Source organism: Mucilaginibacter sp. UR6-11, assembly GCF_020880695.1.
Taxonomy (GTDB): domain Bacteria; phylum Bacteroidota; class Bacteroidia; order Sphingobacteriales; family Sphingobacteriaceae; genus Mucilaginibacter.
The window spans coordinates 1,021,641-1,033,625 of the sequence record NZ_JAJIWO010000001.1 but is presented as its reverse complement, the minus strand read 5'-3'; the positions used below and the strand labels follow the sequence as shown (position 1 = coordinate 1,033,625).

Below are 11,985 nucleotides of genomic sequence, written 5' to 3'. Positions count from 1 at the left end.
GCAAATTATTTGATATCCGCAGCACGTTGATGCTCCATCAATCTTCCTGCGCTGTTTCCTTTTTACTATGAAAAACGCTGAAATACCCAATGGCATTCCCATATCGCCGTTATTAAACAATTTAGAAATCGCCGAAGGTAACTTAAAAAGGCCTTTTATCATTAAAGGGCGCCTGTTAACTATTTGTGCATATACGGTTGCGGTGGCGGTAGCCATAAGCTTTATAGCCAAAGTGCTGGTATCCTTAATTAACCTGGTGACCAATATCGCTTTTTATGGCTCATTTACCCTGGGTTTTAACAGCCCGGCCAATAACCATTTAGGTGCCTGGGTGATTTTAATACCGGCTATCGGCGGTGTCGTTGTTGGCTTTATGGCCCTCTACGGATCAAAAGCCATACGCGGGCATGGCATCCCGGAGGCTATGGAACAGATATTGGTTAATGAGAGTAACATTAAGCCCTCTATTACTTTACTCAAGCCTATCTCATCGGCAATAGCCATCGGTACCGGTGGTCCTTTTGGCGCCGAAGGGCCCATTATCGCAACAGGTGGCGCGCTTGGGTCAACCTTGGGCCAGTTGTTTAAAGTTACGGCCAATGAGCGTAAAATTATCCTGGCTGCCGGGGCTACGGCGGGTATGTCAGCTATATTTGGCACGCCGATAGCAGCCGTATTTTTGGCTATTGAATTATTGTTATTCGAGTTTTCACCACGATCAATATTACCGGTTGCTTTAGCCTGTATTACCGGTGCAGCGGGCCATCATTTATTATTTGAATCTGGCCCGGTATTTCAAATGCCTGAGGTTGCCATACCATCAAACCTGGCGCTGGGCATATACAGCTTCATGGGGATTTTTATTGGTTTCATTTCGCTGGGTATCACTAAAATTGTTTACTGGGTTGAGGATGCCTTTGAGAAACTGCCTATCCACTGGATGTGGTGGCCGGCACTGGGTGGTTTGGCTGTAGGTTTAATCGGCTTTTATTCGCCGCATACCTTAGGTGTGGGTTATGATAACATTACCGGTATCCTGTCGGGTAAGTGGCCGCTGGCGCTGGTATTGAGCTTGTGTATATTCAAGTTCCTGTCGTGGGCTATAGCCTTAGGCAGCGGTACTTCGGGCGGTACACTGGCTCCGTTGCTGACCATGGGCGGCGCTGCCGGATCGGTGATAGGGATATTGATCTTAAAGATGTTCCCGGACTCAGGTATTAATATACCATTAGCTGCGCTGATCGGGATGTCGGCTATGTTTGCCGGAGCATCAAGAGCTTATCTGACCAGCATCGTTTTTGCACTGGAGGCTACCATGCAGTCGCACGCTTTGCTGCCCTTGCTGGGTGCCTGTACCGGCGCTTACATCGTTTCTTTTTTCCTGATGGAAAACACCATTATGACCGAAAAAATTGCGCGCCGCGGTATTTCAACACCCGATTCGTTTGAACCGGACGTCCTGCAAAAAATTACAGTGGGGCAGATGGTAAACAGTACCGAAACGGTAATCAATGAAAATACCAACATTCAGGATATAAGGAGCTGGCTGGCTGCCAACCCCGGTAGCGACAATAATTTTATTGCTGTAAATAACCAGGGCGAATATGCGGGCACTGTTAAACTTACTGATATTTATGATCAGAAGCTGAATGATAATTTGCTGTTAAAAGAAATTGTGGATCCAAAAGTCATAACAGGTGTAAATACAAAAGACAATCTGCGCCACGCCGTAGAGCAGATGTCAAAAACTGGGGCCGAGGTTTTGCCTGTGTTATCAGCAGCTGGTAAGGTAATTGGAGTGTTGGCTTATAAAGATATCATCAGTGCTTACAGCCGCGATATCGAAAAAAATGAGTTTGCCCACGTAAAGATCTCCTTAAAACGCCAGCGCATAAAAATGCTTATCAAAGGCCGAAGGTTGATTGATTTTAATGGCGATAACTAGCCTGATTTAATAGTCAATGCTTTTGTTGTTTTTATGTGACACGTAGCTAAGTTTTGAATCTTTAGCAGGTTTTTTGCCGAGTGATCAGGGCTACAAGTAAAACGCCTTTAAATAACTGTGCGCATAAGTACCCCATTCTTTTAAAGCGCTGTTAAGCGTTTCTTTAAATTGCGTATTGTTTACCGGCTTGCCTTTTTTTGGCGGAATTATAGTGCTTTCTGGCATACTGGTATCCGTTATTTTGGTGGCAAACCAGCTTACGTTTTCGTGTGGCAGTGCTACACCCAGTATCATACCCGGCAATCCGGTAAATGATTCCGGCCCGCCGGTTACCAATATCCTGTCCGTATAAAAAGCAACTACATAAACAGAATCCATTATCAGCGCATTGGCCCTGCGGCATTGGTAGCCTGCTATTTCGCGGGTTTCGTCAGTAATTTTCCATTTAATTTTGCGGACCGTATCTTTCAACAAAAAGGTTTCTTCAAATACTTTTTTCTGGCTGGTGCTTATACCCGTATTCAGGTCAGTATAAACGGTCGAGTTCTGTTCAGCTATCACCACGTTAAAAAAATAATTGGTTGGCGGTGTCTCGGGCTCAACAGGTGTAAATAACGTTTTATTACTGCCAAATTTTAAAGTGCTCTTTAATACTTTAAACTGCGGTTGTGTTTTCTTGTATTCCTCAAAAGCGTTTTGAGTATACGATTCATTGTCTTTATTTATCTCTTTACGAATTATAGCATAGGCATTTGACGTTTTGGTAAACTCAATAATACCCGATGTGGTAAAGTGTTCTGTTTGTGCCAGGCAGTTGGTGTTGGCTAATATCAAAAAGCAGCCAAATGTTATTAAAAGGTTTTTCATAGGTTGTTATTTAGTTGATCCGGCTGTCATTTTGGTAAAATCATAAGTTATGGAGAACATGAAATATCTTTTTATGGTAGTGTATCTTTCTTCGGTAATAACACTGCCACTGGCATAGCGGTTAAAACCATTGTTCTGGTTCAATAGGTCATTAACGGTTGCAGATAGTTTCAGGCTTTTCTCTTTAAAGAAATATTTGGCTAAAGTGGCGTTCCATATGGTAGACCTAAAACCCTGGGGCAGTGCCGCAGTTTTTGCGGTATAGGTGTAATTAACATCAGTACCTATTTCAAATTGATGTGGCAGATAGCCGTTAAATCCGCCATAGCCGTTAAATCCCCCACCGTTACTGTTGCTAATAGCTTGTAATGATGATTGATTGATACTATAAGTTGGGCCGCCCGACAGGTAAAAACTATATTTATTCTCTACATATTTATTAACATTTATTCTGCCCGAATAGTTAATGGCGTTGGTAGTGTTTAACTGGTTGCTGGCGTTTATATCATTTTTTACCATATTGTATGAGGTATTGCCATATATGCTGCCACCTATACCAACGTTAATATCCGGCCCTTTTATTTTGCGGCCCAGATCGGCATAAACGTTAAAGTTATGCGGGCTTTTACCATGAAGGTTAAAATATTGTACAGTTGTTTTTCCCCCCGCGTCGGTAGCCGTATTGTTTACAATGGGGTTTGTGGTAAATGAATAGTTGGCAGACAGGTAGATGCTTTGTCCGCTTAACACTTTATAGGAGTTAAAATACCCGTCAAAACTGTTTCTGAACGAGGGGGTAAGATCCGGATTGCCCAGTATAACATATAACGGGTTGTTGTTATTTTTAACAGGCTGTATCTGATTAATAGACGGTTGATTAGTATTGCCGTTATAGCTTAATCTTACGGTTTGCTGCTGAGAAAATTTATACGAAACCATAGCCTGGGGGTTCCAGTTTATGAAATGCCTTTTAAGGATTTCATCAGTATACTCATTGATTTGTTTGAAAGAGACATCAGACGCTTTGGTGCCAAAGTTTATCACCGTTTTTCCTTTGGTATAATTAATTACGGCGCCAGCCTGGTTAGATAGCTGGTTCAGCTTAAAATAATTACTCAACGAGTCTACAAGCACATCATAATTGTTCCCGGCAGCGGCTTTACTATATGCCCGGCGGTCTGAGCTGCCGTTGTTTACGTTTAAGCCATAATTAAATATAACTGAAAATTCCTTCGTAAGCGGCTCGGTATAAGTAATGTTTGTATTTAGCGTGGTGTTTTTATTGTGGCTGGTTTTATACTGGTCGGTTGGCTCGTTACGGGTTAAGGTTCCGGTGGTGTCAAAATAAGCCAGGTTTGATTTTAGGTAGCCCGTGCTTTGATCATCATTTGATGAAGCACTTACCAATGCCGATAAAGTGCGCCCTTTTTTCTTTAACTTTTTAGTATAAAAAGTACTGGCGTTAAATATATGCTGATCGCGATCATTACTCAAATCGTTATTGCTGATGTTTAGTAAAGTGTTATCACCGCGCCGGTTGGTATCTACAGTTGTTGTTTTGGATTTAAGATGTTTATAGGTGCCGTCAACCGCAATTTTTAAGTTGGAGGTAGTATCAAGTTTAATGGTTAAGGTAGCATCAATTTTTTGCCTGAATGTAGAATTATGAGATTCCTGGCTGGTATTACTATTGATAACACGGCCCGGTAAGTTGTTTTGGCTCACCGTTCTTTTCGTTCCGTCAATATCCAGGGCGCCAAGTTTATAGTTACTGTTAACGGCGTATTTGTCACTATCCCATTTGTTGTCATAATGCGCCCCGCTGGTTTTTGCCTTGGGGATACCTTCGCCGGTGTAATACAGATCGTCGCCGCCGCCAACATAATAAACCCCGCCGTCCTCAAAAGTAGGTGCGCTGCCGTCGGCATATTTTTGTGCATCATCCCAGCTAAGCCCGGTTTTACCTGTGTTGGCCGCTGTGCCGTATAATGAGAATTTCTCTTTGTTTTGAAATTTATTAAACAGCAGCTGCCCGGTATAGTACTTGTCTGTACCTATCCCAAAGTCTGCTTTACCAAAGTAGCCGCTCTTTTTGCCATCTTTCAATTTAATATTTAAAGTTTTGGTTTTAACACCGTCATCAATCCCCGTAAAAGTCGCCTGGTCGCTTTTCTTATCATATAGCTGTACTTTATCAACCATATCGGCACGTATATTTTTGGTCACCAGGGTTGGATCATCGCCGAAAAATTCTTCACCATCAAGTAATACCTTGTTAACGGTTTGGCCCTGGGCCGTTATTTTCCCGTCTTTGTCAACCTGTATCCCCGGGAATTGCCTTATCAGGTCCTCGACCTTATCATTGGGTTGTATGACGTAGGCCTTGGCGTTAAACTCGGTAGTGTCACCTTTTACTTTTATTGCCGTTACCTGGCCCTTAATGATCACGTCTTTCAATAAGCGTGATTTCAGTACCAGGCTTATTTTGCCGAAGTTATGGATAGGTTCCGTTTTGCCGTCCAGTATAAAATCTTCGGTATAATCCGCGTAACCCGGATAAGACATTACCAGTATAAATTTGCCAGCGTTAAGATTATTAATGCGAAATGCTCCATCTCCGTCAGCGCGGCTAAACTTTGACAGGGTAGAGTCTTTAGCATTCAGAATCATGATGGTGGTGTTTTGGAGAGCTTTTTTTTCGGATGTGTCAATAGCCGAGCCGGTGACCGCATAATTGCTTTGCGCGTACCCGGTTATTGACAACAGCGTTAATAACGCTATTGATAAAATTGTGATTTTCATAGGTAGATTTAGTTTAGGCTAATGTATAACTAAAAAGATAGTGCTGGAGGATTTTTAACACTTCTTAACTTAAATTAACACTTACTCCCGGTGATAAGACTGCGGTTTTGTTAGTTAGTTACAATATTCAGCTTATAAATTAGCTGATTTTGGCTTGGCATCATCATATTACAGTTGTCAAATAATAATTAACTTGCATGCCATATGAAGCCAATCATAGAGTGCGTGCCCAATTTTAGCGAGGGTGTTGATCCTGACATCATCAATAGTATTACCGGTGAAATAGCGTCGGTAACCGGGGTTAAATTATTAAATGTCGACGCGGGTAAGGACGCCAACCGAACGGTGGTGACTTTTGCCGGCGAGCCGGATGCAGTTGTTGAGGCTGCCTTCCTGGCTATTAAAATGGCCGGCGAACTGATTGATATGCGGGCCCAAAAAGGGGAGCACCCACGCATGGGCGCTACGGATGTCTGCCCGCTCATCCCCATTAGCCATATTACACTTGATGAAGTTGCTGTATATGCCGAACACCTGGCCCGGAGGGTTGGCGAAGAGCTGCAGATACCGGTTTATTTATATGAGCACTCGCAACCCAATAAAACCCGCAGCAACCTGGCCGCTATAAGGGCAGGCGAATACGAGGGGTTCTTCAAAAAAATAAAATTACCCGCTTGGAAACCGGATTTTGGCCCGGCCGAAATGGATGCCCGGCGCGGTGCAACCGTTATCGGCGCGCGCGATTTTTTGATCGCTTATAATATCAACCTGGATACGCAGTCAATCAACATAGCCAATGAAATTGCCTGCGAAGTACGCGAAACCGGCCGGATTGTGATTAATGAAAATGGTAAACAACGGATACCCGGGGCATTAAAATACGTAAAAGCCATAGGCTGGTATATAGAAGAGTATGGCCTGGCCCAAGTGTCAATGAATTTAACAAACATAGCGGTAACACCAATCCATATTGTTTTTGATGAAGTAAAGTCGAGGGCCCTGGCACATAACATAACTGTGGTTGGCAGCGAACTGATTGGCATGATCCCGCTAAAGGCCATGCTTGATGCGGGGGCCTATTTCAGACAAAAACTAGGGCAATCACAAACATTGAATGAAAATAAATTAATTAATAGTGCCGTGGAAGCAATGGGGTTAAACCAATTAACATCTTTTGAGTCTGAAAAACGGATAATTGAATATTTACTTTAAAAAAAGTTAATGTTTTAGCAGGCTTTTGTTTTTAACTTAAATGTTTATTTTTAAATTATTATATAAATTTTTCTTTATTTTTAAGTCTGAATACAACCAAGCTGCAAAACAACGTTTTTGAGTTTACCTATGAACGCTATCACAAAAAGAATTAACTGGTCGTTATTTATATTGTTTTTGATGTTGTCGGTTACGCCGGCAGCTGCGCAGTTAAATCACGGAAATGCCGGTGCCCAAAGCCAGCTTAAAAATTTTAACAGCTCATTGGCACAGGTAAATATGACTTTTAATTTCCCCGAGGGCTTTAAAGAAATTAAAGCGCCAACTACAGAAAGCTTTCAGTTTGATTATGCAATGGTGCTTCCCGATGCTGATTTCGAGATCTGGCTGCGTGTCAATACGCAAAAAGAAAATGAAAAGCTCCTCGCCGATAAAAATATACATGTTTCCTGTGCCGATTCACTTTATTTAGGCGTAGCGCAAGATCAGATATCATCTTTTACCTCCGAAAAAAAATACATGAAAAGAAACCTCCCGGAGTATATATTAAACCGGTATAACGCTGATGGCGGTAGCATCTACCTGGTAAGCATAGATGATTCGCCGGTAACCAAGCATTATAAATACGCGTTTTTAACCGTACTGCAAAAAAACAAAATAGGCACATTGCTGGCTATTTGTTTTACAAATGATAAGGGCCCCGAGTTTTTTAAAGATATGAACAGGGCAAGCAACTGTGTGAAGTTTAGAGAGTAGTGGTTAGAGACCGGTTAATCAGGGTTTAGAGATTAGTTTGAAAGATAGCCAACCAGGCTCAGGCCAATCTCCCGGCTTTGGTCCCTGTCACCCGTCACACAATGTTAATAAGTTAAGAGATTTGCGTTAGCATTTCAACCTGTAAACTTTATTTTTGCTGTTGAGAGGCTTCCTGTCTCCCCAATAAAAATTACGCGTATAAAATGGCAGAACCAGTAAATTATAGTGAAGATAGTATCCGGTCGCTCGACTGGAAAGAGCACATCCGCCTGCGTCCCGGCATGTATATCGGCAAGCTCGGCGACGGATCAGCTTATGACGACGGGATATATGTATTACTGAAAGAAATTGTAGATAACTCGATAGATGAGTTTGTCATGGGCTCGGGCAGAACCATTGAGATCAATATAAGCGACCATAAGGTTTCTGTACGCGATTATGGCCGCGGCATACCATTGGGTAAAGTGATTGATTGTGTATCAAAAATTAATACGGGCGGTAAATATGATAGCAAGGCGTTCCAAAAATCGGTTGGATTAAACGGGGTGGGTACCAAGGCGGTTAACGCGCTTTCAACCTCGTTCATTGTACAATCCTATCGTGACGGTCGTACAAAAATAGCTGAATTTGAAAAAGGCGAACTGGTAAGGGACGAGCCGGAAAAAGAAACCTCGCAACGCAATGGCACCGCTATAAATTTTTATCCTGATGATACGATTTTCAGGCATTACCGTTTTATCCCCGAGTTTGTAGACAATATGATCTGGAACTACGTGTTCCTAAACTCGGGCCTTACCATTAACTTTAATAACCAAAAATATTTTTCAGAGCGCGGACTTTATGATCTGTTAACTAAAAACACGGATGTTGAAACCCTGCGTTATCCCATCATCCATCTAAAAGGCGAGGATATAGAAATCGCCATGACCCATGGGCAGCAGTACGGTGAAGAATATTACTCGTTTGTGAACGGCCAGCATACTACACAGGGTGGTACGCATCAGGCAGCCTTCCGCGAAGCGGTTGTAAAAACCATCCGTGAGTTTTATAAAAAGGAATTTGACGCGTCAGATGTACGGGCCTCTATTGTTGCTGCTATCGCGATCAAGGTCCAGGAGCCGGTTTTCGAGTCGCAAACCAAAACCAAACTGGGCTCGCAAAACATTGGCCCGGAGGGTCCGTCTGTGCGCTCATTTATAGGCGATTTCGTCAAAAAAGAATTAGACAATTATCTGCATAAAAATCCCGCAACGGCCGATGCTTTGTTAAAGCGCATCATGCAATCAGAGCGTGAGCGTAAGGATATTGCAGGCATTAAAAAACTGGCTAATGACCGGGCGAAAAAGGCATCACTGCATAATCGCAAGCTGCGCGATTGTAAATTGCATTTTGACGACACACATGAACGCAAACAGGATACCACGCTGTTTATTACCGAAGGTGACTCGGCCAGCGGATCGATCACCAAATCGCGGGATGTGATGACCCAGGCTGTATTTAGCTTAAAAGGCAAGCCGCTGAACTGCTTCGGGTTGACCAAAAAAGTAGTTTATGAGAATGAGGAATTTAACCTGCTACAGCATGCGCTTAATATAGAGGACGGTATTGACGGGCTGCGCTATAACAATATTGTAATAGCCACCGACGCTGACGTGGATGGCATGCACATCCGGTTGTTGCTGATGACTTTTTTCCTGCAGTTTTTTCCGGACCTGGTAAAAGCCGGGCACGTGTTTATATTGCAAACACCACTGTTCCGCGTGCGTAATAAAAAAGAAACCATTTATTGTTATAGTGATGAAGAGCGCAAAAACGCCATTGCTAAATTAGGGGCAAAGCCAGAAATAACCCGCTTCAAAGGCCTTGGCGAAATATCACCGGACGAGTTTGGCTTGTTTATTGGCAAAGACATCCGCCTTGATCCGGTTATCCTTAAAGATGCCAACATCAAAGGCTTGCTTGAATATTTTATGGGGAAAAATACCCCGGCAAGGCAGCAGCATATCATAGGCAACTTACGGGTCGAAAAAGATGATGAAACCGTAAACCCAACTATTGCTGAGGATGCAGAAGAGTTGCCGATAGCCAGTTAAACCACCCAATTTCATTTTGAAAGATAGCGTTCGCTGCGGCGTGATTGTCACGCCGCAGCTGATGATAGTTAATTCCATTTTAATTTACCGGATAATTCCTTATCTTGTTTCCCCCTTCTTTTTTAGAGGTGGGAATGTTTTTTTATAAACTTAAAAAAGAACCCTCTCCTTTGGAGCGGGTAGGTGAGGCTAATGACTAACCACGAAATAAAAATAGCTTTCCAGGAATATGCTTCTGTGAAAGAATTAGAAACAACCCACCGGGATTTGTGTGCGGAGGCGGTAAAAGCAATGGAAAATTCGCATTCGCCTTATTCAAAATTTAGAGTAGGGGCGGCGTTGCTTTTAAAAAGCGGTAAAATAATACATGGAAGCAACCAAGAAAATGTAGCCTATCCATCAGGCCTGTGTGCCGAGCGGGTAGCCCTTTTTTATTGGGGTGCCAACCATCCGGCCGATCCTATTATAAGTATGGCTGTAACCGCCCATACAGATGAATTTGAATTACAAAAGCCAATAACCTCATGCGGGTCGTGCTTGCAGGTATTAGCCGAATACGAAAAAAAGCAGAAACAACCGGTAAAAGTTATATTGTTTGCTAGTAAAGGCCCTGTTTGGGTAACCAACGGTATTGAAGCCTTTTTGCCGTTTTTGTTTTTTGAAGACCGGCTGTCATAACCTCTTGTCGCTTCCGAAAGGCCAGGCTGATGTCATAATAAGTTAGCGTATATAAGAAAAGGCCACCCGTTACGGCAGCCTTAACTATAAACAAAACTAAACTAAAATTAAGATTGTGTTTCGATTTTGGTAATTTTAAAATCGGCGTGGTTTAATGCGATAGTTATCAGGTTAACACGTACGTAGCCATCATAACGCATGGTTAATTTAACGGTCATTCTGTTATCGGTTTCATCCAAAATTGAGGTATTATAGGTGCAACCTTGTTCAATGTTTTCTGATGCTTTTAATGACTCCAATAATTGTTTTTTGTCAAGGTTAAATTCTTTGTCGCCACGGTACATGGTGAACTTAACGTCTTTGGCAAGTATATTTTCAACACCATCTATTTTGCCGTGAATTACAGCGTTCACATAGATATTTAAAACATCGTTTTTTGTTAAGGCAGCTGTAGCTTGTTTAGTTGAAGCGTTGGCAACTGTGCCAACTACTAAAAATGCTAAACCTAGCATAATTGATTTTAAAGTTTTCATAATATGTATTTAAGGTTATTAATTAATTTTTATATCCATAAGACAGCGGCACCCATCAAAACGTTACACAGAAAAAAATATTTATTATCGATTTAACCAAAATTTAACATTTGTCTTATTTTTAAATGATCCATATTTAGGGGATATTTATAGCATGATCGAGTATAAAACCACCATTTTGCAGTTTGGCGAGCAGGGCGAAAAAACAGGCTGGCGGTATATTGAAATCCCGGCAGACCTTGCTCAAAAGTTAAAACCGGGCAATAAAAAAGCCTTCCGGGTGCGTGGTATGTTAGACAGTTTTCCTATTCAGGGTTTCGCACTTTTGCCTATGGGCGAGGGGAGATTTATCATGCCCATAAAAGCCGAGATCCGCAAAAGCATCCGCAAAGAAGTTGGCGCTATGCTTACCGTGAAGCTGGAGGAACATAAAGATTTTAAGGTAGCGGTACCAGCCGACCTGCAGGAATGTTTTGAGTTTGATCCGGAAGCGCTTACCCAATTTGAAGGCCTGGCTATGTCGCATCGCAATTATTTTATCAAATGGATAGAGAGCGCAAAAACTGACGAGACACGCGCAAAACGAATCGTTAACACCATAAATGCTATGTTGCGTAAATGGAGTTATAATGTAATGATCCGCGAAATGAGAAACGAAGACTGATACTTAGCACATTGTAATCACAACCCTAAACCCGTCCGGGTCAGGCAGCTTAAAACCATTAGCGGCCCAGTAGGGATTTTTAGCTTCCACCTGCCTGATGTTATTAGCCGCCGCATTTGTCCTGATATTATTGTAATCTTCTTCATCAACATAAAAAACTAAAAGGTCATCATCATCTGCCTGATGGTTTGCAGCATGGGCCGAAGTAGTAAACTCCAGGTGCCAGCCTGTATTTTTGCCACCTATAAAAACGCCGTTATAACCGGCGTGGTCCTTAAAATCGCCAATTACTTCCAACCCCACAATAATTGTGTAAAAGTTGATCAGCGATTTCAGGTCGGACGTATGACGGGCTACTCTTAGTTTCATAAAAGGTGTTTGTTTTATAATCTTTAATACGGGTCAATTTAAGTTAAGAAAGTTAAAAATGTGCAT

The 11,985-nt window shown here is 42.2% G+C and carries 10 protein-coding genes; 6 read left to right on the top strand and 4 right to left on the bottom strand.

What is annotated here, in order from left to right; genetic code table 11:
• Positions 1 to 67 precede the first annotated feature (67 nt).
• On the top strand, positions 68 to 1,945 hold the full coding sequence (locus LJ658_RS04855) for a chloride channel protein (RefSeq protein WP_230545333.1): 1,878 nt from the start codon (positions 68 to 70) through the stop codon (positions 1,943 to 1,945).
• Between the two features lie 90 nt (positions 1,946 to 2,035).
• Here the strand turns inward: LJ658_RS04855 and LJ658_RS04850 are convergent, their stop codons facing one another.
• Together LJ658_RS04850 and LJ658_RS04845 are read right to left on the bottom strand one after the other, a co-directional pair.
• Positions 2,036 to 2,812 (bottom strand): GLPGLI family protein, encoded by a 777-nt coding sequence (locus tag LJ658_RS04850; RefSeq protein ID WP_230545332.1) that lies wholly within the window; start codon positions 2,810 to 2,812, stop codon positions 2,036 to 2,038.
• 6 nt (positions 2,813 to 2,818) lie between these two features.
• On the bottom strand, positions 2,819 to 5,614 hold the full coding sequence (locus LJ658_RS04845; protein ID WP_230545331.1) for an outer membrane beta-barrel protein: 2,796 nt from the start codon (positions 5,612 to 5,614) through the stop codon (positions 2,819 to 2,821).
• A gap of 204 nt (positions 5,615 to 5,818) precedes the next feature.
• Here LJ658_RS04845 and ftcD point away from each other — a divergent pair, with 204 nt between their 5' ends.
• The 4 genes from ftcD to LJ658_RS04825 all read left to right on the top strand — a co-directional run bounded on the left by ftcD (position 5,819) and on the right by LJ658_RS04825 (position 10,353).
• Complete coding sequence (gene ftcD / locus LJ658_RS04840; RefSeq protein WP_230545330.1) at positions 5,819 to 6,826, top strand: glutamate formimidoyltransferase; 1,008 nt, start codon at positions 5,819 to 5,821, stop codon at positions 6,824 to 6,826.
• A gap of 129 nt (positions 6,827 to 6,955) precedes the next feature.
• Complete coding sequence (locus LJ658_RS04835) at positions 6,956 to 7,582, top strand: hypothetical protein (RefSeq protein WP_230545329.1); 627 nt, start codon at positions 6,956 to 6,958, stop codon at positions 7,580 to 7,582.
• A 203-nt stretch (positions 7,583 to 7,785) separates the two neighbouring features.
• Complete coding sequence (locus LJ658_RS04830; protein ID WP_230545328.1) at positions 7,786 to 9,675, top strand: DNA topoisomerase IV subunit B; 1,890 nt, start codon at positions 7,786 to 7,788, stop codon at positions 9,673 to 9,675.
• 192 nt (positions 9,676 to 9,867) lie between these two features.
• Complete coding sequence (locus LJ658_RS04825; protein WP_230545327.1) at positions 9,868 to 10,353, top strand: cytidine deaminase; 486 nt, start codon at positions 9,868 to 9,870, stop codon at positions 10,351 to 10,353.
• A gap of 107 nt (positions 10,354 to 10,460) precedes the next feature.
• Here the strand turns inward: LJ658_RS04825 and LJ658_RS04820 are convergent, their stop codons facing one another.
• The gene (locus tag LJ658_RS04820; protein WP_230545326.1) at positions 10,461 to 10,886 is read right to left on the bottom strand and encodes a hypothetical protein; all 426 of its coding nucleotides are present in this window, start codon (positions 10,884 to 10,886) and stop codon (positions 10,461 to 10,463) included.
• Positions 10,887 to 11,040: 154 nt separating this feature from the next.
• On the opposite strand from LJ658_RS04820, the gene LJ658_RS04815 reads away from it, so the two are divergent.
• A complete protein-coding gene (locus tag LJ658_RS04815) occupies positions 11,041 to 11,550 on the top strand; it encodes a YdeI/OmpD-associated family protein (RefSeq protein WP_230545325.1) in 510 nt (169 codons plus the stop codon).
• Positions 11,551 to 11,553: 3 nt separating this feature from the next.
• On the opposite strand, the gene LJ658_RS04810 is transcribed toward LJ658_RS04815, so the two are convergent.
• Positions 11,554 to 11,919, bottom strand: a complete 366-nt coding sequence (locus tag LJ658_RS04810; RefSeq protein ID WP_230545324.1) for a VOC family protein — start codon at positions 11,917 to 11,919, stop codon at positions 11,554 to 11,556.
• Between the last annotated feature and the right edge of the window lie 66 nt (positions 11,920 to 11,985).